This is a genomic window from Streptomyces sp. NPDC008086, from assembly GCF_042957325.1.
In the GTDB taxonomy this organism is placed as follows: Bacteria; Actinomycetota; Actinomycetes; order Streptomycetales; family Streptomycetaceae; genus Streptomyces.
On record NZ_JBIBIA010000012.1, the window covers coordinates 15,569 to 41,450 of the forward strand.

General features: G+C 69.2%; 25 protein-coding genes. 11 read left to right on the forward strand and 14 right to left on the reverse strand.

Annotated elements, in window-relative coordinates; translation table 11 throughout:
• Window positions 1–17: 17 nt before the first annotated feature.
• Together ACFZBP_RS35615 and ACFZBP_RS35620 are read right to left on the reverse strand one after the other, a co-directional pair.
• The gene (locus ACFZBP_RS35615) at window positions 18–416 is read right to left on the reverse strand and encodes a DUF4440 domain-containing protein (RefSeq protein ID WP_391419525.1); all 399 of its coding nucleotides are present in this window, start codon (window positions 414–416) and stop codon (window positions 18–20) included.
• A gap of 37 nt (window positions 417–453) precedes the next feature.
• Window positions 454–843 (reverse strand): YybH family protein, encoded by a 390-nt coding sequence (locus ACFZBP_RS35620; protein WP_383450197.1) that lies wholly within the window; start codon window positions 841–843, stop codon window positions 454–456.
• 401 nt (window positions 844–1,244) lie between these two features.
• Between ACFZBP_RS35620 and ACFZBP_RS35625 the strand changes: the two genes are divergently transcribed.
• The 6 genes from ACFZBP_RS35625 (at window position 1,245) to ACFZBP_RS35650 (ending at window position 7,638) form a co-directional block, all read left to right on the forward strand.
• The gene (locus ACFZBP_RS35625; RefSeq protein ID WP_383450198.1) at window positions 1,245–2,399 is read left to right on the forward strand and encodes a DegT/DnrJ/EryC1/StrS family aminotransferase; all 1,155 of its coding nucleotides are present in this window, start codon (window positions 1,245–1,247) and stop codon (window positions 2,397–2,399) included.
• Between the two features lie 32 nt (window positions 2,400–2,431).
• Window positions 2,432–3,046, forward strand: coding sequence for a dTDP-4-dehydrorhamnose 3,5-epimerase family protein (locus tag ACFZBP_RS35630; RefSeq protein ID WP_383450199.1), 615 nt, complete (start codon window positions 2,432–2,434; stop codon window positions 3,044–3,046).
• Window positions 3,043–4,110, forward strand: coding sequence for a glucose-1-phosphate thymidylyltransferase (locus ACFZBP_RS35635; RefSeq protein ID WP_391419528.1), 1,068 nt, complete (start codon window positions 3,043–3,045; stop codon window positions 4,108–4,110). Before ACFZBP_RS35630 ends, ACFZBP_RS35635 begins: the two co-directional genes overlap by 4 nt.
• A complete protein-coding gene (gene rfbB, locus ACFZBP_RS35640) occupies window positions 4,107–5,144 on the forward strand; it encodes a dTDP-glucose 4,6-dehydratase (protein WP_383450202.1) in 1,038 nt (345 codons plus the stop codon). Before ACFZBP_RS35635 ends, rfbB begins: the two co-directional genes overlap by 4 nt.
• Window positions 5,141–6,526, forward strand: coding sequence for an NDP-hexose 2,3-dehydratase family protein (locus ACFZBP_RS35645; RefSeq protein WP_383450204.1), 1,386 nt, complete (start codon window positions 5,141–5,143; stop codon window positions 6,524–6,526). Before rfbB ends, ACFZBP_RS35645 begins: the two co-directional genes overlap by 4 nt.
• A 125-nt stretch (window positions 6,527–6,651) precedes the next feature.
• On the forward strand, window positions 6,652–7,638 hold the full coding sequence (locus ACFZBP_RS35650; protein ID WP_391419531.1) for an aldo/keto reductase: 987 nt from the start codon (window positions 6,652–6,654) through the stop codon (window positions 7,636–7,638).
• A gap of 56 nt (window positions 7,639–7,694) precedes the next feature.
• Here the strand turns inward: ACFZBP_RS35650 and ACFZBP_RS35655 are convergent, their stop codons facing one another.
• Both ACFZBP_RS35655 and ACFZBP_RS35660 read right to left on the reverse strand, forming a co-directional pair.
• A complete protein-coding gene (locus ACFZBP_RS35655) occupies window positions 7,695–9,125 on the reverse strand; it encodes an FAD-dependent oxidoreductase (RefSeq protein ID WP_391419533.1) in 1,431 nt (476 codons plus the stop codon).
• A gap of 99 nt (window positions 9,126–9,224) precedes the next feature.
• The gene (locus ACFZBP_RS35660) at window positions 9,225–10,370 is read right to left on the reverse strand and encodes an acyl-CoA dehydrogenase family protein (protein WP_391419535.1); all 1,146 of its coding nucleotides are present in this window, start codon (window positions 10,368–10,370) and stop codon (window positions 9,225–9,227) included.
• 220 nt (window positions 10,371–10,590) lie between these two features.
• Here ACFZBP_RS35660 and ACFZBP_RS35665 point away from each other — a divergent pair, with 220 nt between their 5' ends.
• On the forward strand, window positions 10,591–11,232 hold the full coding sequence (locus ACFZBP_RS35665) for a TetR/AcrR family transcriptional regulator (protein WP_383450211.1): 642 nt from the start codon (window positions 10,591–10,593) through the stop codon (window positions 11,230–11,232).
• Window positions 11,233–11,299: 67 nt separating this feature from the next.
• On the opposite strand, the gene ACFZBP_RS35670 is transcribed toward ACFZBP_RS35665, so the two are convergent.
• The 3 genes from ACFZBP_RS35670 to ACFZBP_RS35680 all read right to left on the reverse strand — a co-directional run bounded on the left by ACFZBP_RS35670 (window position 11,300) and on the right by ACFZBP_RS35680 (window position 14,175).
• Window positions 11,300–12,172, reverse strand: a complete 873-nt coding sequence (locus ACFZBP_RS35670) for an NAD(P)-dependent oxidoreductase (protein WP_383450212.1) — start codon at window positions 12,170–12,172, stop codon at window positions 11,300–11,302.
• Between the two features lie 92 nt (window positions 12,173–12,264).
• Entirely contained in the window at window positions 12,265–13,581 is a 1,317-nt protein-coding gene (locus ACFZBP_RS35675; protein ID WP_391419539.1) for a nucleotide disphospho-sugar-binding domain-containing protein, read from the reverse strand.
• 21 nt (window positions 13,582–13,602) lie between these two features.
• A complete protein-coding gene (locus tag ACFZBP_RS35680) occupies window positions 13,603–14,175 on the reverse strand; it encodes a GNAT family N-acetyltransferase (protein WP_383450215.1) in 573 nt (190 codons plus the stop codon).
• Window positions 14,176–14,327: 152 nt separating this feature from the next.
• Between ACFZBP_RS35680 and ACFZBP_RS35685 the strand changes: the two genes are divergently transcribed.
• Entirely contained in the window at window positions 14,328–15,092 is a 765-nt protein-coding gene (locus ACFZBP_RS35685) for an SDR family NAD(P)-dependent oxidoreductase (protein ID WP_383450216.1), read from the forward strand.
• Between the two features lie 59 nt (window positions 15,093–15,151).
• On the opposite strand, the gene ACFZBP_RS35690 is transcribed toward ACFZBP_RS35685, so the two are convergent.
• Complete coding sequence (locus tag ACFZBP_RS35690; RefSeq protein WP_391419764.1) at window positions 15,152–16,063, reverse strand: ScbA/BarX family gamma-butyrolactone biosynthesis protein; 912 nt, start codon at window positions 16,061–16,063, stop codon at window positions 15,152–15,154.
• A 152-nt stretch (window positions 16,064–16,215) separates the two neighbouring features.
• Between ACFZBP_RS35690 and ACFZBP_RS35695 the strand changes: the two genes are divergently transcribed.
• The 3 genes from ACFZBP_RS35695 (at window position 16,216) to ACFZBP_RS35705 (ending at window position 19,216) form a co-directional block, all read left to right on the forward strand.
• The gene (locus tag ACFZBP_RS35695; protein ID WP_383450217.1) at window positions 16,216–16,878 is read left to right on the forward strand and encodes a ScbR family autoregulator-binding transcription factor; all 663 of its coding nucleotides are present in this window, start codon (window positions 16,216–16,218) and stop codon (window positions 16,876–16,878) included.
• A 166-nt stretch (window positions 16,879–17,044) separates the two neighbouring features.
• Window positions 17,045–18,211, forward strand: coding sequence for an IS701 family transposase (locus tag ACFZBP_RS35700; protein WP_383450218.1), 1,167 nt, complete (start codon window positions 17,045–17,047; stop codon window positions 18,209–18,211).
• Window positions 18,212–18,370: 159 nt separating this feature from the next.
• A complete protein-coding gene (locus ACFZBP_RS35705) occupies window positions 18,371–19,216 on the forward strand; it encodes a BTAD domain-containing putative transcriptional regulator (RefSeq protein ID WP_391419543.1) in 846 nt (281 codons plus the stop codon).
• A gap of 29 nt (window positions 19,217–19,245) precedes the next feature.
• Here the strand turns inward: ACFZBP_RS35705 and ACFZBP_RS35710 are convergent, their stop codons facing one another.
• From ACFZBP_RS35710 to ACFZBP_RS35735, 6 genes are all read right to left on the reverse strand, one after another.
• Window positions 19,246–20,985, reverse strand: a complete 1,740-nt coding sequence (locus tag ACFZBP_RS35710) for a VanW family protein (protein WP_391419545.1) — start codon at window positions 20,983–20,985, stop codon at window positions 19,246–19,248.
• 216 nt (window positions 20,986–21,201) lie between these two features.
• The gene (locus tag ACFZBP_RS35715) at window positions 21,202–22,344 is read right to left on the reverse strand and encodes a DUF475 domain-containing protein (RefSeq protein WP_391419547.1); all 1,143 of its coding nucleotides are present in this window, start codon (window positions 22,342–22,344) and stop codon (window positions 21,202–21,204) included.
• A 10-nt stretch (window positions 22,345–22,354) separates the two neighbouring features.
• Window positions 22,355–22,750, reverse strand: a complete 396-nt coding sequence (locus ACFZBP_RS35720) for a universal stress protein (RefSeq protein WP_062724219.1) — start codon at window positions 22,748–22,750, stop codon at window positions 22,355–22,357.
• Between the two features lie 18 nt (window positions 22,751–22,768).
• Entirely contained in the window at window positions 22,769–24,253 is a 1,485-nt protein-coding gene (locus ACFZBP_RS35725) for a tripartite tricarboxylate transporter permease (protein ID WP_383450828.1), read from the reverse strand.
• Window positions 24,254–24,287: 34 nt separating this feature from the next.
• A complete protein-coding gene (locus tag ACFZBP_RS35730) occupies window positions 24,288–24,827 on the reverse strand; it encodes a tripartite tricarboxylate transporter TctB family protein (protein ID WP_391419550.1) in 540 nt (179 codons plus the stop codon).
• Window positions 24,824–25,783, reverse strand: a complete 960-nt coding sequence (locus ACFZBP_RS35735) for a tripartite tricarboxylate transporter substrate-binding protein (RefSeq protein WP_391419767.1) — start codon at window positions 25,781–25,783, stop codon at window positions 24,824–24,826. The genes ACFZBP_RS35730 and ACFZBP_RS35735 overlap by 4 nt, the downstream gene beginning before the upstream one ends.
• Window positions 25,784–25,882 lie beyond the last annotated feature (99 nt).

Sequence of the window (25,882 nt, forward strand, 5' to 3'; positions counted from 1 at the left end):
CTGCGGGGGCGGCGGTCCTAGGCGTTCGGGGCGTGCATCACCGGACGGTCGATCGCCATGATCCACTTGCCGTTCGCGTCCCGTACGAGGACGTCCGTGCACCTGCCGTCGAGCTTCTCCGGGGTACCGTCCGCACCGACGGTCTCCACCGAGAAGTCCACGATCAGCAGCATCGTGTCCCCGGTCCGGTAGGTCCGCTGCACCTTGGCGGTCAGCTTCGGCTTGGTGGCGAGGAACTCGGTGATGGCCTGGGTGCGGGCGGGGCCGGTCAGGGGCCGGCCGGTGAGGTTGGAGATCGCGTCCGACCGGTACAGCTGGTCGAAGATGGCGCCCTCACCGGAGTTGAAGGCGTCGGTGAACACGTCGTTCTGCTGGTGCGGGTCGTCGGTGAGGGTGAGATCCAGGGCCTGGCTCATGGTCGGGATTCCTCGCTTCCAGGTGGGGTGGGGAACGTCAGATGTCCGTGCCGTACGGGTTGTCGACGGCGAAGCGCCACTGGCCGTCGGCGCCGCGCCGCAGCACGTCCACGCCGATGCCCTGCTGGCGCTCGGTGCCCTGCGCCGTGGGAATGTCGATCGTCCAGTCCACGGCGAGGAGCGCGGTGTCCGAGATGACGTAGGACTCGAGAACCTCGATCTGCATCACCGGCCGCTGCGCCAGGTATTCCGCGAGACCGGCCCTCCGCTCGGCGCCGCTCACCGGCTTTCCCTTTTCCCAGACGGAAACCGCGTCATCGGTGTAGAGCCGGTCGACGGCGGCCGCGTCGCCCGAGTTGAAGGCGCGGACATAGTTCTCGGCGTGGGCGAGGACTTCCTTGGTGAGTTCGTCGCTGATATCGGTCATGGCGATACCGCTCCCATTCTCTGTGTATTCGACTCGGCTGGCACGTCGGCACGGCTGAGTCACGGAACTCAGAAAGCTCCCTCACACGCTATGGGCGGCCGTCCCATCAGCCGGTCATCGGCTGGCATCGCAGGTTCCCTCCGCGTCGCTTGAGGCCGTCAGCTCGGTCAAGAGCCGGTGGTTACTGCGCCGTTACTGCCTTCTTGAAAGGCGCGTGTAGCTTCCTCAGGCGTCAGGCGTCAGGCGTCAGGCGTCAGGCGTCAGGCGTCAGGCGGCGGTGGCTCGAATTCCGCTGCCCATTCGGTCCCGGATCCCCCGCCTCTCGGCCGTGGAAGCGGTCCCGTATCCGCCGCTGCCGTGCGGCAGTGAAATGCACCGCGACCCCCGATCGGAGCATCACGATGATCAACGTGTTTCAGCCCACTTTGGGTGCTGAGGAACTCGAGGCCGTTTCAGAAGTGTTCGCCGCGAACTGGCTGGGACACGGCCCCCGGACCAAGGAGTTCGAGGCCCTGTTCGCCGAGCACCTGGGCGTCTCCCCGGACCACACGATCTTCATCAACGCCGCCACGGCCGGACTGTTCCTCGCCACCGAACTCCTCGGCCTCGGGCCCGGCGACGAGGTCGTGCTGCCCTCGGTGAGCTTCGTGGCCGCCGCCAACGCCGTGGCGGCCACCGGTGCCCGCCCGGTCTTCTGCGACGTCGACCCGCGCACCCTCAACCCGACGCCGGCGCACGTCGAGAGCGCGCTGACCCCCCGTACCAAGGCGGTGCTCCTGCTGCACTACGGCGGCCTGCCCGGCGAGGTGGCCGCCGTCGCCGAGCTGTGCCGCTCCCGCGGCGTCCCGCTGATCGAGGACGCCGCGTGCGCCGTCGCCTCCGGCGCCGACGGGACCAGCTGCGGCACCTTCGGCGACCTCGGGGTGTGGAGCTTCGACGCCATGAAGGTCCTGGTCACCGGGGACGGGGGCATGCTGTACGTGCGCGACGCCGAACTCGCCCGCAAGGCCCGCAGGCTGGCCTACCACGGCCTGGACAACAAGGCCACCGGCTTCGCCAAGGCCAAGGTGTCCGACCGCTGGTGGGACCTGGAGGTCAAGGAGTTCGGCCGCCGACTGATCGGGAACGACCTGACCGCGGCGATCGGCACCGTGCAACTGCGCCGTCTGCCCGCCTTCGTGGCACGGCGCCAGGAGATCTCCCGGCTCTACGACCAGCTGCTGGCCGGCATCGAGGGCGTCGTACTGCCGCCCGCCCTGCCCGACGGACACCACAGCACGCACTACTTCTACTGGGTGCAGATGGATCCGGCGATCCGTGACCAGGTGGCCGCCGACCTGCTGTCCCGCGGCATCTACACCACCTTCCGCTACCCGCCGCTGCACAAGGTGCCCGCCTACGCCTCCGCACCCCTGGACCTTCCCGGCGTCGAAGAGGCCTCCGAGACCACGCTGTTGCTCCCCCTGCACCAGGGCCTGGACGACTCCGAGGTGCGCACCGTGGCGGACGAACTGCGCAAGGCGGTCGAGCACCGCCTGGCCGCGACCGGCCGCTGACACCGCCCGCGAGAAGGAAGGCGGACCGGTCCGTGCGCATCTCCGAAACAGCGGTTCCCGGGGCGTACGTCATCACCCCCCACCACCTCGTCGACGAGCGCGGCGTGTTCTTCGAGCACTTCCGAGCCGAGCTGCTCGCCGAGACGCTGGGGCATCCCTTCGTCCCCCGGCAGATCAACTACTCCGTCTCCCGCCGCAACACCCTGCGCGGCATCCACAGCGTGGCCATCCCGCCGGGACAGGCCAAATACGTCACCTGTGTCCGCGGGGCACTGCGCGACATCGTCGTGGACCTGCGCGTGGGCTCACCGGCATTCGGCACCTACGAGACCACCCTCCTGGACGCGGAATCGGGACGCGGTCTCTACATTCCGGAAGGCGTGGGGCACGGATTCCTCGCCCTCACCGACGACACCTGTATCTGCTACGTCCTGTCCAGCGAGCATGTGCCCGGCACCCAGATCGACATCAACCCCCTCGACCCCGATCTCGACCTGCCCTGGGGTTTCGACGAGCCACCGGTGATGTCGGAGAAGGACGCGCGCGCCCCCGGCGTCGCGGAGGCCGAAGCGGCCGGGGTTCTCGCCAAGTGGCCGGCAGCGACACAAGGCACACAATCCATCGCCGTAAGGAATTCACTGACATGAAGGCTCTGGTGCTGTCGGGCGGGTCGGGTACACGCCTGCGCCCCTTCAGTTATTCGATGCCCAAACAACTCATTCCCGTCGCCAACAAGCCGGTCCTGGAGCACGTGCTGGAGAGCATCCGCGACCTCGGTGTCACCGACATCGGGATCATCGTCGGAGACCGGGCCGCCGATATCAGGCAGGTCCTCGGTGACGGCGTCCGCTTCGGCGCCCGCATCACCTACATCCGGCAGGACGAGCCACTGGGGCTCGCGCACTGCGTGCGCCTGGCGCGGTCGTTCCTCGGCGAGGACGACTTCGTCATGTACCTCGGCGACAACATGCTGCCCGAGGGCATCGAGGACATCGCCGCCGACTTCCACAAGCACGGCCCGGCCGCACAGGTCGTCGTGCGCAAGGTCTCCGACCCCCGGGCGTTCGGCGTCGCCGAACTCGGCCCGGACGGCACCGTGGTGCGCCTGGTGGAGAAGCCCGAACGGCCGGCGAGCGACCTCGCCCTGGTAGGCGTGTACTTCTTCACCTCCGCCATCCACGAGGCCGTCGAGGCCATCGAGCCCAGTGCGCGGGGCGAACTGGAGATCACCGACGCCATCCAGTGGCTGGTCACCCAGGGCGCCGACGTGCGCGCGGGGGAGTACGCCGGCTACTGGAAGGACACCGGCCGCGCCGAGGACGTACTGGAGTGCAACCGCTGGCTGCTGGCCCGGCTCGCCCCGCGCATCGTCGGGGATGTCGACGCCACCAGCGAGATCGTCGGCCCCGTCGTCGTCGAGGCCGGGGCCCGCGTCGTGCGCTCCCGCATCGTGGGACCGGCGATCATCGGCGCGCACACCGTCGTCGAGGACAGCCACATCGGGCCGGACAGCGCCATCGGCGAGCACTGCCTGCTGCGCGCCACCCGACTGGCCGACTCCATCGTCATGGCGGGCGCCACCATCACCCAGGTCCCCGGACTGGCCGGATCCCTGATCGGGCGGGCCGCCACCGTCGGGCCCAGCGCCCATGTCGACGCCCACCACCGGCTGGTCGTCGGCGACCACACGCGCGTGGAGGTGGCCGCATGAGAGTCCTGGTCACCGGCGGTGCCGGGTTCATCGGCTCGCACTACGTCCGCACCATGCTCGCGGGCGGCTACGAGGGATACGAGGACGCCCACGTCACCGTCCTGGACAAGCTCACCTACGCCGGCAACCGCGAGAACATCCCCCTCGGCCACCCGCTGCTCGACCTGGTGGTGGGCGACATCTGCGACCGCGACCTGCTGCACCAACTCCTGCCCGGCCACGACGCGGTCGTCCACTTCGCCGCCGAGTCCCACGTGGACCGCTCCCTGGCGTCCGCCGACGCCTTCATCCGCACCAACGTCCTGGGCACCCAGGTACTCCTGGAGGCCTGTCTGAGCACCGGCGTGCAACGAGTGGTGCACGTGTCCACCGACGAGGTCTACGGCACGATCGAGCACGGCTCATGGACCGAGGACTGGCCGTTGCTGCCCAACTCGCCCTACGCCGCGTCCAAGGCGGCCTCCGACCTGATCGCCCGGGCCTTCTGGCGCTCCCACGGCCTGGACCTGTCCATCACCCGCTGCTCCAACAACTACGGCCCGCACCAGCACCCCGAAAAGCTGATCCCGCTGTTCATCACCAACCTCCTGGAGGGCGAGCCGGTCCCGGTCTACGGCGACGGCCTCAACATCCGCGAGTGGCTGCACGTCGACGACCACTCCCGCGCCATCCAGCTGGTCCTCACCCGCGGCCGGGCCGGCGAGATCTACAACGTGGGCGGCGGCAACGAGCGGACGAACCTGGCCGTGACCGAGCAGCTGATCGAGCTGGTCGGCGTCGACGGTTCCTGGATCCGCTACGTCCCCGACCGCAAGGGACACGACCAGCGCTACTCGCTGGACGAGACCAAGATCCGCGAGGAACTGGGCTACGCACCCGGCGTCGACTTCGACCAGGGCCTGGCCGACACGGTCGCCTGGTACCGGGACAACGCTCACTGGTGGAAGGCGTCCAAGCACCGCAGCCACCGCCCATCGAACGGCGAGCGCGAGGAGCTTCCCGCGGCTGCGCGCTCCGAGGAGGGGACGCGATGACCACCGCGAGCCTCCTGCGCCCACGCGTCGACACCACCCTGACCGCCCGCTTCGCCCGGTCCGCGGCCGCCACCCGGGCCGGCGCCGCCATGCCCACCGAGGCCTTCGCCGGCTGGCTCGAACAGCGCGCCGCGGCACACCGGTTCCGCGTGGACCGCATCCCCTTCGCGGAGCTCGACGGCTGGTCGTTCCGCGACGACTTCGGGAAGCTCGGCCACCGCAGCGGCAGGTTCTTCACCGTCGAGGGGATCTCGGTCACCGTCGGCCCCGAGCCGGGCCTGCGCTGGCAACAGCCCATCATCAACCAGCCGGAGGTCGGGATCCTCGGCATCCTCGCCAAGGAATTCGACGGGGTACTGCACTTCCTGATGCAGGCCAAGATGGAGCCCGGCAACCCGAACCTGCTCCAGCTCTCGCCCACCGTCCAGGCCACCCGCAGCAACTACACCAAGGTCCACCGGGGCGCGGACGTGAAGTACATCGACCACTTCGTCCGGCCCGGTCGCGGCCGGGTCCTCGCCGATGTGCTGCAGTCCGAACACGGCGCCTGGTTCCTGCGCAAGTCCAACCGGAACATGATCGTCGAGACGGACGAGGACGTACCGGTCGACGAGGACTTCTGCTGGCTCACCCTCGGACAGATCGGCGAACTCCTGCACCGCGACAACGTGGTGAACATGGACGCGCGCACCGTACTGGCCTGCGCTCCCACGGAACCCGCCGAGGACGGCGCACTGAGTTCCGACACCGAGGTCAGATCCTGGTTCACGGCGGAGCGCTCCCGGCACGACGTACGCGTGGACAGCGTGCCCCTGACCCAGGTCACCGACTGGATACGCACACCCACCACCATCGAGCACGTCAGACAGCGGTACTTCAGCGTGGTCGCCGTCTCGGTGCAGGCGGACAACCGGGAGGTGACCAGCTGGACCCAGCCGCTGATCGAACCCTGCGCGCGCGGCGTGGTCGCCTTCGTGACGCGCCGGTTCGGGGGCGTCCCGCACGTCCTGGTCCATGCCCGGGTCGAGGGCGGCTTCCTCGACACGGTCGAACTGGCCCCCACCGTCCAGTACATCCCGGCCAACTACGCCCATCGCAGCGCCGACCAGCGTCCGCCCTTCCTCGACTTCGTGCTGTCCGCCGACCCGTCGCGCGTCCACTACGAGGCGGTGCACTCGGAGGAGGGCGGCCGCTTCCTCAACGCGGAGAGCCGCTATCTGTTCGTGGCGGCGGACGCGGACCAGGCCCCGGACGAACCGCCACCCGGCTACCGCTGGGTCACACCCGGGCAGCTCAACTCGCTGGTGAGACACGGACGTTACGTCAACGTCCAGGCGCGGACACTGCTCGCCGCACTCAACTGCGGGGCGGTGCGGATCTGACGCGGGGCTGATCGAGGACCGGTTGTCTGTCCCTTACGCGATTACCTCGCAGTGGACGGCGACTGAGTTCGCCTCCGTAACGTCGTCCGAGTCCCGATTCGAGGAACGAGGGTTGAGACATCACCATGCGCTACACCCATCTGGGCCGGACCGCCCTCAAAGTCAGCGAGATCTGCCTGGGCACCCTGAACCTGGGTGTCAGGGCGAGCGACGAGGAGAGCCACGCCATCCTCGACACCGCGCTGGAGCAGGGCGTGAACTTCCTCGACACCGCCAACCAGTACGGCTGGCAGAAACACAAGGGCTTCACCGAGGAGTTCCTCGGGTCCTGGTTCGCCCGCGGCGGCGGCCGGCGCGAGAAGGTCGTGCTCGGCACGAAGGTCGCCAATCCCATGAGTGACTGGCCCAACGACTCCGGGCTCTCGGCACGTCACATCATCGCCTCGTGCGAGGCGTCGCTACGGCGGCTGCGCACCGACTGGATCGACCTGTTCCAGATGCACCACATCGACCGGCATGCCCCCTGGGAGGAGGTGTGGCAGGCGATGGACACCCTCACCCAGCAGGGGAAGGTGCGCTACGTCGGCTCCTCCAACTTCGCCGGATGGCACATCGCCGAGGCCCAGGAGGCCGCCGCACGCCGCCATTTCCTCGGCATCGTCTCCGAGCAGAGCGTGTACAACCTCGTCACCCGCCACGTCGAACTGGAGGTGATCCCGGCCTGCCAACGCTACGGCGTGGCCGTCCTCGCGTGGTCACCCCTGCACGGCGGGCTGCTCGCCGGGGCACTGCGCAAACTGGCCGAGGGCAGCGCGATGAAGAGCGCCCAGGGCCGTGCCGCCGAGGCCCTGGAGGACCACCGCGAGGCGGTCACGGCGTACGAGAAGCTCTGCGCGGACCTCGGGGCGGACCCCGCCGAGGTGGGCCTCGCCTGGGTGATGTCCCGGCCAGGGGTCACGGCACCGGTGATCGGGCCACGCAGCGTGGAGCAGTTGGAGGGAGCCCTGCGGGCGACGCGGGTGAGTCTGAGCGACGACGTGCTGCGCACCCTAGACGAGCTCTTCCCGCCGGTGGGAAGGGGCGGCCCGGGGCCGGAGGCATGGGCGCGGTAGCGCATGCCGAAGCGCCGCCGCACCCTGGAAGGTCCGCGGCGGCGCTTCGCTGCCCGTCACGGGGCGAGTGTGATCGCCTGCTGTGCGGCACGCAGGCCGGACTCGATCGCGCCCTCGATGTAGGCGCCGTGCCAGCCCTGCGCGATGTCCGCGCCGGCGAACAGGATCCGGCCGTGCGGTTCCTCGATCTGCGGAAACAGGTTCAGCAACTGGTTCGGCCTGCGCAGCCCCCAGCCGCCGCGCGAGTACCGGTCCCTGCCCCAGTCCATCGTCCGGTACCGGATGAGCGAACTGCCCGGGAGGAACTGCCGGACGGCCTTCTGGACGGCCGCCGGGTCCCCGGCGTCGAGGGACGGTCCGCCGAAGGCGACCATCAGGCGCCCGTCCGACAGCTGCTGCTGCGGCAGCATCATGCTGATCGGGGAGCCCTCCGGCGTCTGGGCGAACAGTGCCTCGGTCCGGCCACGGACATGGATCCACAGCTTGTTCGAGTGCGGGACGCCGATCCCCTGCCTTGCCGCGGTCGCGTGCGCCGGGGGCAGGCCGGGATGGAAGGCGATGTCCTTCCAGACGTTCGTCGGGGTCGCGACGACCACCAGCGGGGCCGTGTACCGCTTCCCGCCCGAAACCTCCACGGCCACGAGTCCCTTCGACTCGGTGATCCTGGTGACCGCCGACTGCAGCCGTACCTCGGTGCCCGCTTCCTTCAGCATGGCCTTGAGCAGCGAGATCATGCCCCCGGCCGGCTTCTGGTTCATCGACAGGGAGCTCTCGTAGGTCCCGCCGGCGAGCTGGAACCACTGCGCCATCCCGGTCAGGGCGCCGATGGAACTCGGCCCGCCGGAGTACAGGGACGTCTCACTGTTCAGCCGTTGGAACTCCTTGGGCGCCAGGGAGAGCTGGCGGAGCCGGTCGGCGAGGGACAGGCCGTCCACCTTCTGGAGCAGGTCCTTGCGGTGGAGCGGCTCGTAGGGACGCTCGAAGTAGCTCTCTGAGCCCCGGTAGAACTCCGACCACAGCGGGCTCAGCGCCCCGACCGCCTCTTCCGGCGTCAGGCTCTCCAACTCCTTGTCGCCCGGCAACAGCATGCGCTCGGGGCCTATGTCCGGGGTCGTGGTGATGCCGTAGCGGGTGAGTTCCCGCTGCACGAGCTTTTGCTGCTCGCCCACCCAGCCGCCGCCTATCTCCACCTGCTCACCGGAGAAGGTGTCGGTCCATATTCGGCCGCCGGTGCGGTTCCTCGCTTCGAGGATGAGCGGTTTCAGCCCGCGCGCGGCCAGTTCGCGAGCCACCGTCACACCGGCGTAGCCCGCACCGATGATGAGGGCGTCCGCGGACTCGTCCGCCGCCGCGGAGGGTGACTTCGCCGCGTGGGCGGACCAGACGCCGCCTGCCGAGGCGGCGACTACGGCAGCTCCGGCTGCCTTGAGGAGAGGCCGCCGGGCGACACGGCGATGACGTGCGGGTTCGGTTCTGCGAGATTTCACTGAGTTTCCTTGTTGGTTGTTCTTCCGTCGCTGATCGGGCTCGGGGCACGAGCCACCCGCGCAGCCGCCCGAGCCGTCGGGCGGCTGCGCGGGGCCCGATCAGAGGTATTCGGTGCCGGGATCAGACCCGAGCAGTACCCGCCCCTGGGCCTCCAGTGAGCCGATCGGGGCGAGCAGACCATGCAGGGAGAGCGCCGTGACGTCCCGGTGGACGCGCTGCAGCACCGCGCTTCGCGCGATGGACGAGGCCGGGCTCAGCGTGAGCAGCGCGCCGACGGCGTCCTTCGTGGTCTGTGCCACGAAGGCGAGTTGGCCGCGCACCGTGGCCTTTTCCTCCAGCGTCATCCGCTCCCCGTGGTCCGCGCGTCGCTGCACGGTTTCCAGCAGGGCTCGCTGAAGCCCTGCGCAGGACGCGATCTTGTTGGCGGCCACGGCCACCTGGATCTGGATGTGCGGATGCTCCTTCTGCTCGGACCAGTTCGTGTAGGTGATGCCCTTTCCGGGCAGGCGGGCGATGAATTCATCGAGGGCCGCCTGGCCCAGTCCGATGAACACGGATGCCGTCGTGGCCAGGATGTAGCTGAGCAGGCCGTAGTTGCGGCCGGTGAGGTCCGCGTTCCAGCGGTCCGCCGTGGCGGCCTCGTACACCGACGCGTCGACCACGCGGTGCTCGGGGACGAAGACGTCCTTGGCGGTCGAGGTGACGCTGCCGGTGCCGGCGCCGCCGAAGACGTCCCAGTCGTCGCCGACGGTCAGCTCACCGGCGGGCACCAGCGGAAACAGCTCCTCGACCCGCCCGTCCTCGTGCTCGACCAGGGCGGTGCACACGTTCCAGTGGGCGCCCCGGACACCGGTGTTGAACCGCCAGGACCCGTTCAGGATGTATCCACCCTCGGTCGGGACGAGAGAACCGGAAGGGCTGAAGCCGCCGGAGATCCGTACGCTCCCGTCCGCGAAGACCTCCTCCTGGGCGGCGTCGGGGTACAGGGTGGCCATCCAGGCCGTCGTCACCCAGACCATGGAGACCCATCCGGTCGAGCCGCAGGCCCGCGCCGTCTCGGTGAGCAGGGCGGCCTGCTGCTCGGCCGGCAGATCGAGCCCACCGAATCGCTCGGGTACGGCGGCGCGGAACAGGCCGGCGTTTTCCAGCAGCTCGATGTTCGCCTCTGGTATCCAGTTCTCCTCCTCGGCGCGCACGCCGTTGCCCCGGAGGGTCGGAGCGATTTCCCGAATCGCTTCGAGCACCTTCACGAAATCCTTCTCCGTGGCGACCATTCAGCCCTCTCTCTGTTCAACGGTCCGTGGGTCAGGGGAAATTGCTTCTGCCTGGTTCGGAAGGACGGTATCGGGCCACCGTCAATGAGCCGGTAATTCCGGCTCAGGGCATCAGCGCCCCGGCTGATGAACCGCCGATGTACCCGTCCGAGGGCATTGGAAAGAACGCTCTACCTGGTAGCCTTGGCCTGTGAAGAAGAAGCCCGTGAGTGTCGAGAAGCGGTCGGAGGATGCCTCCGAGCCAGTCGTCGCCACCCGTGAACGCATCGTCCGGGCGGCCTCGCGGCTGATGCAACGCCAGGGATACGACGGCACGGGGATCAAACAGATCTCCGCCGAGGCCAGCGCGACTCTCGGCTCGGTCTATCACTTCTTTCCGGGCGGCAAACTGGAACTGGCCGTCGAGGCGATCCGGCGCGGCGATATGGAGTTCATCGACGCTTTGCGTGCCGTGTTCGACGAGGAGAAGGACCCGGCCGATGCGATCGTGCTCCTCACCCGCAGGCTCGCCGACGGACTGCGCGGGTCGGACTGGATGGACGGCTGTCCGATCACGACCACCGCGCTGGGCGCCTCGGGCCGCTTTCCCGACATTCAGGCGGCGGCCTCGGAGGCGTTCACGCGCTGGCACCTCCTGGTGTTCGACAAGCTGCGCGAGGCGGGGATCGACGAGGACGACGCCCGTGCGCTCGCCCACACGGTGATCGGCACCCTGGAGGGTGCCGAGCTGACGGCTCAGGTGACCAGGAGCAGTGCGCCGCTGGAGGCCGCGGGCCGGCACCTGGCCCGGTTGATCGCGAGCTTCCGCGGGGCCCCCGCCGAACGGGTCTGACGACACCGCCCCCACACACGCCAAGGGCGCGCGCACGCCCGTGGCGTGCGCGCGCCCTCGACGCGGTTCAGGCCGTGGGCTTCTTGAAGGTCTCGATCAGGCTGGTGAAGCTGTCGGCCGCGTATCCGGCGGTGATGCCCCGTCGGAAGATCTCCAGGACCGCGGCGGGCAGTGCGGCGTCGACGCCGGCGTCCTTGGCGGTCTGCACCACATGGTCGACGCTGGCCACGCCCATGGCCAGCCGGTCGACATCGCCCGGGTGCTCACCGGCGTCGATGCGGGGCGTGTAGAAGCCGAAGAAGTCGGGCATCGAGCCCACCGTGCCGGAGAGGTACGGCAGCATGTCCTGCGCGCTGATCCCGTGGGCGTCGGCCACCGCGAGCGCGTGCAGGTACGCGAGCGCGGTCGTCCAGAAGACATCCAGCTGCAGCTGGTAGTACAGCGCGGCCAGGCCCGGGTCCTCGCCCCGGTAGTCGGTCTTGGTGAGCACATCCAGTGTCTCCTTGGCCGCCTCGAAGACGGGCCGGGAGCCGCTGTAGAAGGTGAAGGACTCCGGCTGGCCGATACCGGTGGGGGAGGCCTGCACACCGCCCGTGAGGTACTCGGCGCCGTGGCGGGCCGCCCACCTGGCCGCCTCCCGGGCCTTCTCCGGGGTGTCCGAACTGAGGTTGACGAGTGTCCTGCCCGCCAACGCCTGCGTGGCGGGCTCCAGGATGGCGTACATCGCGTCGTAGTCGGTCAGGCTGAGGACCACCAACTCGCTGGCCGACAAGGCCTCCGCCGGGGTGGGGGCCAGGACGGCTCCCTTGGCCACAAGGTCGTCCGCCCTGCTCGCGGTCCGGTTCCACACGGTCACCTGGTGGCCGTTGTCGAGGAACGTGCTGGCCATGGCGTGCCCCATCGGGCCCAACCCGATGACGGTGACCGGCTGCTTCTGCATGAAGACCCCTAACTCGCTTCCTCATTGGATCGATCGTTCTAACCAGTGATCAGGCTAGCACGAGGCTAAAAAGAACGCTCTAGTTACTGAGTTCAGACCGCGACGCGGTACTCGGCCACCAGCCGTTCGAGAACCGGTACGACTTCGGCGGGGCTCGGGGAGGCGAGGAGATCCCGTCGCAGCGCCTGCGAGCCCTGACGGAAGGAGGGCTCTTCCAGAACCCTGGTGACCATCTTGCGGATGTCGTCCACCGAGCACTCCTCGTGCCTCAGCAAAAGCCCCACGCCCCGCTCGGTCAGATGCGCCGCGCTGATCGGCCCTTCCATGACCGCGTCGCCGTCCATCGCGACGATCTGCGGCACATCGGCCGCGGCGGCCGCGCACATGGTGCCGTAGCCGCCGTGATGGATCACCGCCGAGCAGGTCGGCAGCAGTTGGGAGAGCGGGAGGTAGTCGATCGTCCGCACGTTGTCGGGCACGCGGACCACACCCTCCAACTGCGAGGCGTCCAAAGTGGCCACCACGTCGACATCCATCTCACCCAGTGCTTCGAGGAGATTGGCGATCAGCGGCGTGCTGTCCTTGCTGAAGGCGCGCATCGACGCGCCGAGGGTGAGGGCCACACGTGGCCGGCCGGTGCGCTCGTGCAGCCACTCCGGCAGAACGCCGGAACCGGTGTACGGGATCCAGCTCATCGGGACGGTGTGCCGCTCCGTCGGCAGCCGCATCGCGGCGGGCATCGGATCCAGGCTCCACTGACCGTGCAGCAGTTCCTCATCGAACGCCAAGCCGTACCGTTCGGCCATCGCGTGCACCGCCGTCACCACGGGGTCCCCGTCGGACAGCTCCTCACCCAACTCCTCCTTGCGCCGGGCGTAGCGCTGCAGGGACCAGCCCACGTGGTCCAGTCCCCACAGCAGCCGCGCGTGCGCGGCTCCCACGGCTCGGGCCGCCACCGCGGAGGCCGGCATCGTGGGGTCCCAGAGCACCAGGTCCGGCTGCCAGCTCCGGCAGAACCGGACCAGCGCGTCCAGGACCGGCTGCGGGCGGTCGGGGCGGGCATCGGCCGGCTGGAGGTCGAGCAGTGCCGGGGCGACATAGTCGCGGTGGAGGCGCCAGATGTGCGTGGCCACCGGATCGTCGACGGGGTCGATCGCCATCGCCTCGGTGATGCGCGACCACGCCTGCCGGGACTCCTCGGAAGCCGGGTTGGCGGCACCGACCGAACGGGGCAGATCGCTCTCGTCGACGAGGGGGGCGGCGGCCAGCCCGGCGGCCTTGGTCGGGCCGGCCAGGGCCGGCCGGGAGGCCACACAGACCTCGTGTCCCGCTGCCTGCAGGGCCCAGGCGAGCGGCACACTCGGAAAGAGGTGTGCCGCCGCGGGCCAGACGGTGAACAAGACGCGCACAGGTGTCTCCGATTCTTGGCTTCATTCGCGGATGTATGCGGGGCCCTGCACGTCGGCCGTCCACTCCTCGGCCAGCACGGACCAAACCTCCAGGTCCAGGCGTCGGTCCTGGACGGGGAGGTAGCTGCGCATGACACCCTCGTAGGACATGCCGAGCCGCTTGGCCACGGCGATGCTGGGATGGTTGTCCGGCGCCACTCGCCACTGCACCCGGGACATGCCGCGCACGCGGACCGCCCAGTCGGTCATCAGGTGCGCCGCGGTGGTCGCAAGACCCCGGCCCCGCACCTCCGGTGCCAGCCAGACCCCGAGTTCGCACAGCCCGGTCGCCGGCTCGAACAGCGCGAAACAGGTGCCGCCGACCAGCTCGCCGCCGAGGTGGATGCCATAGATCCGGGCCCCGTCCTTGGCCTGGCTGTCCGCCAGGTCCTGCAGCCAGGACCGGGCGGGCCCGGTTTCCGTGACCTCGTGCACCCACGGCAGCCAGGGATCGAGATCCGCACGCACGCGGTCCATGAATGCCGCGAACTCGGCGGCCTGCCATGGCTCCGTCGGACGTAGTTCGACACCGTTGCCGAGGTCTGCACCGAGCATGCTGTCTCCTGTGGTGACGGGCCGTCATTCTCCGTCTCTTGTGCCGAGCCAGAGCCCCAGCAACGTATGACGCACGGTCAATGGCCTGGTCATCGACCGGTAATCACGAACCGCCCCAGGCGCCCGGGGCGCGCGCCTGTCAGACTCCCCCCATGACCAGTGATCTTTTAACGGGGAAAGTCGTCCTTGTCACCGGCGCGAGCAGTGGCATAGGCGAGGCCGCGGCACGGGTGTTCGCGCAGGAGGGCGCGACAGTGGTGGTCACCGCCCGGCGGGAGGACCGGCTGGCCGCTCTCGTCGGCGAGCTTCGCGACAAGGGGGCGACGGCGGCGTACGTGGTGGGTGACGTCCGGGTCGCCGAGGACGTGGCACGGGCGGTGGACTTCACCGTCGCCGAGTACGGGCGCCTCGACGCCGCGTTCAACAACGCGGGGATCGGCGGTGACCGCACCCCGCTGCATCTGATGACCGACGACGTCTACGACACCGTCATGGACACCAATGTCCGCGGTGTCTTCAACTGTCTGCGCCACGAGATCGCGGCCATGCTCGCGACCGGCGGCGGTTCGATCGTGAACAACAGCAGCGTCGGCGGTCTGGTGGCCATTCCGACCGCCGCCCCGTACATCGCGTCCAAGCACGCCGTCGTCGGACTGACCCGGGCCGCCGCCGACGAGTACGCCAAGCAGGGGGTCCGGGTGAACGCCATCGCGCCGGGGACCACGCGCAGTGAGATCACCCTCGACTGGTTCGGCCGCAACCCGGGGCTTCAGGACCTGGTCAACTCTCTGACACCACAGGGGCGTACGGCCGAACCGGAGGAGATCGCCCAGGCGGCCGCCTGGCTGCTGAGCGACCGCTGCCCCTTCCTCACCGGCACCGTGATGCCGGTGGACGGCGGCTTCGTCAATCAGTGACACAGGACCGGGGAGTGCGTCCGGTGCCCGGCGCCGGACACACTCCCCGGTCCGAGGCGTCAGCTCGCCGGTCGCGTGCCCATGCTGATGTCCGCGGTGAACGCCGGTGCGCCGGCCTGGGTGCCCGTGACGCGGACGGCGAACCGCCCCTGGCCCTGCGGACGCAGTACGCGTGCCTCGATGAAGCAGGGCAGGTCGAACTCGACGTAGCGCAGGTAGGTGATGGCGAATGACACGGGCAGGGAGACGCTCGGGGCGAAGAGGGCTCGGGCCGCCTGCTCAGCCGCCTCCCACAGCACCAGTCCGGGGACGTGATCGACCGGATGGTCGAAGAGCAGCGCATTGCCCGTGTCATTGCGCAACTGCCACCGGTGGGGGACTGCCGTCGGGGCGAGCACCACGTCCACGACGTGGTCACGGCCGACGAGTTCGGGTTCGACGGGGGCGGGCAGCGGCCAGCCACCCCAGTCGACGGTGAGATGGTCGCCGCGCACCCGTCGGTAGGCGGCCGGCGATATCCAGCAGAACTCGGTGTCGGCCCGGACGGCCGGCGCGGCGTCCGGGGCCGTGCGGATGTCCATGTGCATCGCATGGGCGGCGCGTCTGGCGCTCTTGCCCGGGGCGACGGTGAGGTCGACGAGCAGGGTCGCGGAGGTGGTGTCCGGCACCCGGAAGTCGGGCGAGACGGTGAGGTCGAGCCAGTTCAGCAGGGTCTGGTGCTCCAGCGGCACGCCGTACTCCGCGTGGGCGATGGCCAGGCCGCTCTGTCGGATCGTCTGAGTGAGAAGGCGCGGGTCGTAGGGCTGTCCGGGAGGGGCAGCCGGCCAGTGGAGACGCAGCGTGAACGAGTTCTCGCTCACCCGCTGCCAACTGTCTATGAGAACGGCGTCGTCGTGTTTGAGGTGGGTGTAGGCACCCAGAAGTAACCGCGACGGCGATTCACCCCGTGGCCGGGACGAGAAGCGAGGCACGACAGGGACTTCGGGCAAGATCTCCCCCTTGGATCTGGCCTGCAAGGCAGCTACATGAGTTGCGTTGCTAAAGTACCGGCCCCTCGTCCGGTTTTGGAGGTTGAGTAAGTGTGAGCTCAAGCACTAGTAAAGGAAAGGTCATGGTGATGTGAGTGGCCAGGCAGGAACGCGCGATCCGCACACGCAGAGCCATCCTCGAAGCCGCCTCTCAGATGTTCAACGAGCTGGGGTACGAGGCCAGCACGATCGGCATGCTCATCGAGCGGATCCAACTCACCCGGGGCGGCCTGTACTTCCACTTCACCTCCAAGGAGCAGCTGGCCCGTGCCGTGCTCGACGAGGCCGTGACCAGGGAAGGAGTCGTGCCCCAGGCCCTGAAGATGCAGGAATGGGTGGACCTGGCGCTCCTCCTTGCCTACCGCGTCCCCAGGGAGCCCGTGCTCAGCGCCTCGATACAGCTGTCGGTCGACCCCAAGGCGCGCTCGCTCTTCGGCACGCGCTGGCCGGACTGGATCACCGTGTCGACGGAGCTGCTCACGGAGGCCAAAGAACGGGGTGAACTGCACTTCCACATCGATCCGGCGCAGATCGCCCGGCTCGTGGTCGGGGCGTGGACCGGCGTCCAGTTGGTCACCGTGACGCAGCCCGAGCAGGATCTGTCGGAAGAGGTGTCGGCTCTGTTCGCCCTGCTGCTGCCCAGCATCGTGCCGGCCGAGGTACTGGCCAAGCTGGACATCTCCAGCTACCGGGCCGAACACCTGCTGGCGGCGGCCCGGTCGGCCGACGCTGGGCCCGTCCCCGTCGCGTCGTCCTGACGCGGCGGTCACGGCCCTGAAGGCGTCCGTGCCCCCCGCAACGGCTGAGGTCGGTCTTCGCGCAAAGAAACCGGACCGAGTGTCTGTTTGTGTAAGAGTGGACGAGCGGGTGCGCGCGTTACGCCGCACCTCGTCGATCGCATGACCGACGTCAACAGGGGGATCCGTGCGTCTGAGCCTGCTCAAACCCGTCTGCACACACCTGGATTCGTCCTGCGAATCCCAGCTGGAAGAACTCGGTGCTCAACTCTTCGGATCCCTGCAGCGCAGCGGTCAGCGACTCAAGGCCGAGCGCTATGTGCGCGGCCTGCTGACCGCACCGGGACGCAAGACGCTGCGCACCATCGCCGCCCAGTTCGAGGGCGGCGCGGCGCAGCAGAGCGTCCACCACTTCATCAGCGAGTCGCCCTGGGAATGGACGCCGGTGCGCCATGACCTGGCCCGGTACACGCAGCGGCACCTGGCTCCGGAGGCCTGGGTCGTCAGGTCCACGATGATCCCCAAGGTCGGCTCGCACTCGATCGGCGTCGACCAGCACTTCCTGCCGCACATGGGGCAGTCCGTCACCGGTCAGCAGGCCATCGGGGCGTGGCTGGTGTCCGGCCGCACCGCGGTTCCCGTCGACTGGCGGCTGCGGCTGTCCGGCCGCTGGCTCAGCAACCCCCTCCGGCAGCGGGCCGGCATCCCCGCCGGGGTCACGGCCGACACCCTCGACGAGTGCGTACGCGAGTCCGTGGACGCTGTCACGGGTATCGCCGGAGTCCAGCGCGGGCCGGTCGTGGTGGACGTCGACGGTATCGACGCGGTGGCCCTGGCCCGGCACCTCGCCTCCGCCGGCGTCCCCTTCGTCGTGCGGGTCGACCCTCAGGAACAGCTGCGCATCGACCGGTCGAAGCTGCCGAAGTACGGCGATCGGGTGCGTACGGCCGCGGAGTTGGCCTCCTCCCTCGTCAGCCTGCGGCAGCAGATCAACTCGGGGGAGCGCCCCACGACAGCCGTGGCGATACCCGTCACGGCCGCCGTGGCGACCGCCGGCGGCGGTGGCATGACCCTGGTGGGCGAGTGGCCTAAAGCAGTGGCCAGACCCGGGAAGCTGTGGCTGGTCGGCGGGGGCGTCCAGTCGCTGCCGATGGTCCTGCGGCTGACCGTGCTGCCGTTGGTCGTCGCGCGCGACTTCAACTCGATCGCGGACAAGGTGGGGATACGGGACTTCGCCGGGCGCTCCTTCCCCGGCTGGCACCGGCACGTCACCCTGGCCTCCGCCGCCCACCTGGCCGTCGCCCTGGAAAGTGCCCCGGTGCTCTCCGGCGCTCCTCTCGCGGCTCGAAAGTGACGTGCTCCACATGAACAGACCTACCGTCCGGTAATGTGACACTCTCGGTCCGCCACAGAAGACTCACAGCCCTCCACTCCTTACCGTCAAAGCTGTCTGGATCGACCAGCCAGGCACCGAAACCAGACGCCTGACGGCGGCGGAAGGAGCGTGTGACCAGTGCAGTTCCACCTCATCGGCCCTTTCCGGATCACGACCGATGAAGGCGACACGTTCGCTCCGAAGGCACCAAAGATCTGTCAGATGCTCGCGGTGCTGGCACTCCAGTCACGCGAAGCCGTCGCCACGGACACGCTGGTCCGTGAGCTCTGGGGAGAAGACCCGCCGAGCGGTGCACCACGCACCCTCCAGACGCACGTCTACCACGCCCGCCGGATGCTGCATGACGCACGAGTGGTCCGCGGAGAGAGAAGGCTGCTGCTCACTCAGGCCCCGGGCTATTTCCTCGACATCACCCGCGACGAAGTGGACGCCTGTGTCTTCGAAGAACTCGTGCGGGACGCCCAACAGGAACTCCACCAGGGCGCACCCGAAAAGGCCGCCGCCCATCTGGACCGGGCCCGCGCGCTGTGGCACGGCCCGATGCTCAGCAATGTGCCCATCGCCGGGGTGCTCACCGGCCGAATAGCCCATATGGAAGAACTCAGAATCCGGGCACTCGAACTGCGCGTGGAAACCGAATTCCAGCTGGGCCGCTACCGGGAGGTCCTCCCGGAGCTGCGCATCCTGGTCAACGACCACCCGCTGCACGAGTGGTTCCACGGTCGGCTCATCTCCGCACTCCACCGCGCCGGGCGCCGCGCGGAAGCCCTCCAGGCCTACCAGAACCTCTACTCCGTACTCAGGCGGGAACTGGGCCTGGAGCCCTCCGAGGAACTGCAGCGGCTGCAAGCAGAGATCCTCAACGCGAGCACCGACGACCACCTGGTACGGATGCCCCGCCCCAAGAACCCGTCCGCGACCACCGGCTACACCCCGCTGTGGGCCTCGGCCGTGGCCAGCTGACCGCGGATCGTACGCGGTCGGCCGAGGGATCACTCGCACACGATCTCGTCGCGCGGCGTGTAGTGCGTGCGGAACGGCTCCCGTCCGACCTCTCGGCCGTCGCTGACGAAGACGCGCTGGACGGTGACGTCGAAGCCCTCCAGCGGGGTCTGGGGGACGCACTGTTCGTCGGCGTTCACCTTCTTCTCGGGCTGTTTGACGTTGGTGCGCGGCCCGGTGACGGAGCCGATCTCGTCGTACTTCTTGGTGCCGAGGAACGTGATGGTCACGGAGGTGTCGGTGGACTCGGCCTGGATGTAGATCGCGTTGCCGGAGTCGTTGTTGAAGCGCAGGTCCAGGCTGCCCCAGGCGACCGTGGCCTCGCGGCCCTCCGGGTAGCGCTCGATGTAGAAGGAGTGGGCGCCGTACTCCACGGGCTTGACCCCGGCGAAGAACATCGCGTTGAACACGGTCGTGGCCACGGCGGAGACACCGCCGCCGGGGGCCTTGGTGAACTCGTCGTTGAGGATCATGATGCCGTCGACGAAGCCGTTGGCCTCGGTGCGTTCGCCCACGGTGCGGTTGAAGCTCCAGGTCTTGCCCGGCATGACGACCGAGCCGTTGATGAGCTCCACCGCCCGGCCGATGTTCCGGGTGCGGTACGGCGCCGCTTCGAAGTTGACCGTGAAGGACGACATCTTCTCCCGCAGCCCCAGCCGCGCGGCGTTGTCATCGGTCACCTGCGGCTGGAGCACCCGCGCGGCCACCTCGCCGGTGCGGGCGGCTCCCGACTTGGTCAGCAGGGGCATGACGGCCGCGCCCAGCGCGTCGTCCGTGATCCGTACGCCGGGCCTGGCGTCGTCGGCCGCCACGACCTGGTCGCCGACCAGACGCAACGTGGCGTTACGGGGCTCGGCGGGCAGGCCGAACAGGTTGCGGGCCACGACGGGCGAGGCGCGCAGGCCCTCGGCGTCGAGCTTCGGGGTGAGCCGGCCCTTGGCGTCCGGCCGCATCGTCAGGTACGCGCCGAGGTCGTCCGGGGAGAGCGTGAACCGCCGGTCGGCCGCCTCCAGCCTGATCGGACCCGACATCGCCGGCTCGGCGAAGTCGCGTACCGCCCGTCGTACCTCCGCCGCCGTGACCTCGGGTTTCGTCTCCCGCACGGGCAGGTCCGTGACGGCTCCCGCGTCGCCGCGCACGAAGGCGTCACGCAGCGGGGCCACGGCGGCGTCCGTGTCCAGCGCGTAGCCGTTGTGCGGGGCGATCCGGCGGACCTCGCCGTCCGCGAAGCCGACGGCGCCGTCGCGGACCTTCTGATCGAGTGACTTCGCCACCCTCTTCAGGGCGGCGTGCGCCTTGTCCTCGTCGACGCGTACGACGGGCTGGACGGGGCCGCCCGTGCGGAACAGCCCGCCGATCACGGTGAACGGATCGGCGGCGTGGGTCCGCGCCGCCCGGTCGACGGTCCCGGCGAAGTCGAAGGTGAGGCCGGCCTGCCGCGGATCGACCGCGCCCTCGCGGTCACCGACGGTCACCGTGAGGTCCCGCGCGCCGGCCGACCCCAGCCGCTCCTCCAGCTTCCGGATGGCCTCCGTACGGCTCAGCCCGCCGATGTCCACCCCGCGTACGGTCGTACCGGCGTCTATGTCCCCTCCCGCCAGCAGCAGCCCGGCCAGGTAGAGGCCGCCGACACCGACGGCCAGGGCGCCGCCGGCCAGGACGATCGACGGAATCGAGGCGATCCGGGGGGTGGAGGGGTCTCGCGGAGCGGAGGGTACGCGCAGACGCATGGGTCTCCCAGGCGGAGGAACGACAGGACAACGCGCCCGATGACGCGACGCTGTGCGCGAGGCAAGCACATCCAGCTAGCCATAATCGGGCGAAAACGCCTATGTCGCAGACCACGTCCACCGCAGATCACGCGCACGCCGCAGCCGAGCCCGTCCCGGGGGACCGGGCGGGGCACCCCTGGCACCCTCGGCACCCCGGCCGGCGTGAGCCGCTCGTCACGCCCCCGACCGCACCTCCCCCTTCTCCTCCTGCGGCTTCCCGTCCGCCTCCTGCGCCGCCAGCACCCTGTTGCGGCGGACGGAGGCCAGGAAGGACGCGGTGATCAGGACGACGCCGATCAGGCCGGTGATGATCTCGCTGATCTGGTGCTGGATGGTGACCAGGAGGATCGCGGCGAGGGCGCCGATGGCGTAGTGGGCGCCGTGTTCGAGGTAGACGTAGTCGTCGAGGGTGCCCTGGCGGACCAGGTAGACCGTCAGCGAACGGACGTACATCGCGCCGATGCCCAGGCCGAGCGCCATCCAGAAGATGTGGTTGGTGATGGCGAAGGCGCCGATCACGCCGTCGAAGGAGAAGGACGCGTCCAGGACCTCCAGGTAGAGGAAGAGGAAGAACGCGGCCTTGCCGGCGAGGGCGACCGACGAGACCGGCCTGCCTTCCGCCCTGGCCTTCTTCTCCGCCGCCTCCTCCTGCTCCTCCTCTTCCTCGATCCGTTCCTCGAAGTGCGACGAGAGGCCGCCGACGACGAGATACGTGATCAGGCCCGCCACCCCGGACAGCAGCACCGTGGCCGCCTTGTCCGCGTGCCCCGTGCTGACGTGGGCGTGGGTGGCGAAGGTCATCGCCGTCACCAGCAGGGCGACGAGGGCGACGCAGACCGACAGCATGTCGATCCTGCCGAGCTTGGCGAGCGGCCGTTCCAGCCAGGTCAGCCACTTGATGTCACGGTCCTCGAGGATGAAGTCGAGGAAGATCATCAACAGGAACATGCCACCGAAGGCGGCGATCGCCGGGTGGGCGTCGGTGACCAGGTCCTGGTAGCGGTCGGGGTCGTCGAGGGCGAGCTGGACCGCCTCCACGGGCCCCACCTTGGCGCTGATCGCGACGATCACCACCGGGAAGACCAGCCGCATCCCGAACACGGCGATCAGAATGCCGACCGTGAGGAAGATCTTCTGCCAGAAGGCGTTCATCTTCTTCAGGATCCCGGCGTTGACGACCGCGTTGTCGAAGGAGAGGGAGATCTCCAGGATCGAGAGGATCAGGACGATCCCGAAGGCCTCCCAGCCCCACTGCCACGCGGCGAAGGTCAGGCCGACCACCGTGATGGCGAACGACCAGCCGAAGGTTCGCAGCATCGTCGTCACCTCACCCCGCCGCCTTCACGGCGAGGACCGGACAGTCCACCCCTAGCAGGATCTGCTGGGCCGCGGACCCCATGATCAGTTTGCCGACGGCACTGCGCTTGCGCAGGCCGATCACCACCAGGGACGCGTCCGTCTGCTCCACCAGGTCGATGATCTCCGCCGCGGCGTCACGGGCGCCGAGGACCTGACGGATGTCGAAGTCGACGCCCAGGGCCGCGAGGTCCTCGCGCACATGAGTCAGATCGGGCTCCTGGGCGAAGCGCGGATCCACCAGGGCATCACCCCTGGTCGTGTTCACCACCAGCAGTTTCTCGCCGCGGCGGCGGGCCTCGTCGATCCCCGCCCGTAGGGCAGCCTCGCCCTCGGGGGAGGGGACGTAGCCGACCAGGATGGTCATCTCAGCACTCCAGACGTCTCAGGCGGCGGCGTTTCGCGCACGCAAGGGGCTTACCACGAAACGGCGAACCAGCGGCCACAGCAGGACCAGCACGATCACCGCGTAGACCGAGTACGACACCGGGCCGCCCACCAAACCCGACAACTCGCCGCCGGACAGCTGAAGGGAGCGCCGGCCCTGCAACTCCGCCCGCGGACCCAGGATCACCCCGACGATCAGCGGCAGCACCGGCAGCCCGAAACGCCGCATGGCGAAGCCGAGGAGGCCCAGGGTGAGGAGGAGAAACAGGTCGAGGGGCTGGGCGTTGACGGCGTACGCGCCCATCGACGCGAAGAACAGGATCCCCGCGTACAGGTACGGCCGCGGGATCTGCAGCAGCTTCGCCCACGCCGGGGCCAGCGGGAGGTTCAGCAGCAGCAGGAGCAGGTTGCCGATGAACAGGCTCGCGATCAGGACCCAGACCAGGCTCGCCTCGCGTTCGAAGAGCAGCGGGCCGGGCTGGATGCCGTACGACTGGAAGGCCGCGAGCATCACGGCCGCCGTGGCGTTCGTGGGCAGGCCGATCGCCAGCATGGGCACCAGGGTGCCCGCCGCCGACGCGTTGTTCGCGGCCTCGGGACCGGCCACGCCCTCGATCGCGCCCTTGCCGAACTCCTCGGGGTGCTTGGTGAGCCGCTTCTCCGTGGCGTACGACAGGAAGGTCGGGATCTCCGCGCCGCCGGCCGGCAGCGCGCCGAACGGGAAGCCGAAGGCCGTGCCGCGCAGCCAGGGCTTCCAGGACCGCTTCCAGTCCTTCCTGCCCATCCACGGGCGGCCCACCGGGATCACCTCGGCCGGCTTGCGCCGCAGATGCGCGGCCACCCACAGCGCCTCGCCGACCGCGAAGATGCCGACCGCGACCACGACGACGTCGATGCCGTCGGCCAGCTGCGGTATGCCGAGGGTCAGCCGCTGCTGGCCGGAGACCGAGTCGATGCCGACCAGGCCGATCGTCAGGCCCAGCAGCAGCGATATGAAGCCGCGGACACGGGACGAGCCCAGTACCGACGTCACGGCTATGAAGGCCAGCAGCATCAGCGCGAAGTAGTCGGGGGCGCCCAGGCTGACCGCGAAGTCGACCACGAACGGCGTGATCAGGACCAGCAACAGCGTGCCGATGGTGCCCGCCACGAACGAGCCGATCGCCGCCGTGGCCAGGGCCTGGGCAGCCCGGCCCGCCTTCGCCATCTTGTTGCCCTCGATGGCGGTGACCACGGACGAGGACTCGCCGGGGGTGTTCAGCAGGATCGAGGTCGTCGAGCCGCCGTACATGCCGCCGTAGAAGATGCCGGCGAACATGATGAACGCCTGCACCGGCTCCATGCCGTAGGTGACCGGCAGCAGCAGGGCCACCGTCATCGCCGGGCCGATGCCCGGCAGGACGCCCACCGCGGTGCCGATGACGACGCCGACCAGGGCGAGCAGCAGGTTCAGCGGATCCATGACGTCCGCGAAGCCCTGCATCAGGTTGTTCAGGTTGTCCGTCACGGGCCAGGCCTCACAGGATTCCTTGCAGGACACCGGCGGGGAGGTTCACGCCGAGGCCGATCGCGAACGCGTAGAACGTCGTCAGGGCGAGCGTCACCGCGATCAGCAGGTTGCGGAAGTAGTGGCGGTTGCCGAGCGCGAACGCCGTGCCCCAGAAGAGCAGCGCCCCGCTGATCACCCAGCCGAGCCGCTCGATGAGCAGCGCGTTCGCCACGAACACCGCGATCAGCAGCAGGACGGTCCGCCAGTCGCTGCCGCTCGTCAGGTCGACGTCCTCGCCGCCCTCCGGCTCACCGCGGCCGCCCCGCGCCACGTCCACGGCGTACAGCGCCGCGAGCAGCACCAGCAGGCCGCCGAGCAGCAGCGGGACCGCGCGCGGGCCGACCGGGTCGGTGCCGCTGGTGATGTGCGGGATGCCGAGGGCGTCCACGATCACGGCGGTGCCCAGCAGGGCGAGGAACACGCACACGCCGTACTGCGCGCGGTCCCCGCCCTCCCGCGGCGGAGGGGAGTCCTCCACGGTCCGTTCGTCCTTCACCTGGGAGCTCATGCGAGACCGAGCTCGGCCAGGATGTCGGCGACCGCCTTGTCCTGCTCGGCGAGATAGGTGCCGAACTCGTCGCCGGTGACGAAGGAGTCGACCCAGCCGTTCTTCTCCAGCTGCGCCTTCCACTCGTCGGAGTCGTGCATCTTCGTCAGCGAGTCGATCCAGGTCTTCTTCTGCTCGGCGGTGATGCCCGGAGGGGCCACGATGCCGCGCCAGTTGGTGAAGACCAGATCGATGCCCTGGTCCTTGAGCGTGGGGGCGTCCTTGAGCGCGTCGATCGGCTTCTCGCTGGTCACCGCGAGGACGCGCACCTGGCCGGCCTCGATCTGGTCCAGGAACTCACCGAACCCGCTCGCCCCGAAGGCGATCTTGTTGCCGAGGATGGCCGGCAGCAGCTCGCCGCCGCCGTCGTACGAGACGAAGTTGACGTCCTTCGGCTTGATGCCGACGGCCTTCGCCAGCTGCATCGGGAGGAGGTGGTCGGGCCCGCCCGCCGTCGAACCGCCGCCCACGGCGAGCTTCTTCGGGTTCTCCTTCCAGGCGGTGACGAGGTCGTCCATCGTCTTGTACGGCGAGTTCTTCGGCACGACGATCGCGCCGGCCTCCTCGATCAGCTTGGCGATCGGCGTGGTGTCCGTGAGGGTCGCCTCGGACTTGGAGGTGTACGAGGCTCCGACGACACCGAGGCCCATCTGCATGGCCATCTTGCCGTTGCCCTTCTCGTTCACCAGGCGCTGCAGGCCCACGGTGCCGCTGGCGCCGGGCAGGTTGAACACCTGGACGCCGGAGGCGACGTCGGTGTCCTGCATGACCTGGGTGACGGTGCGGGCGGTGAGGTCATAGCCGCTGCCCGGGGTGTTCGGGACCATGAGGCGCAGCCCCGTCACGGGCTTGCCGTCCCCGCCCCCACTGCCTTCCCCCTTGTCGGCGGTGGCGCCACAGGCGCTGACCGCGACCATCGACACGGCGGCAAGAGCTCCGACAACTGCGGCTCGTCGAGTTCTCATGGCTCATCTCTTTCGCTCGGCCCGATCCGGCGCCATGATTGTGCGATTCCT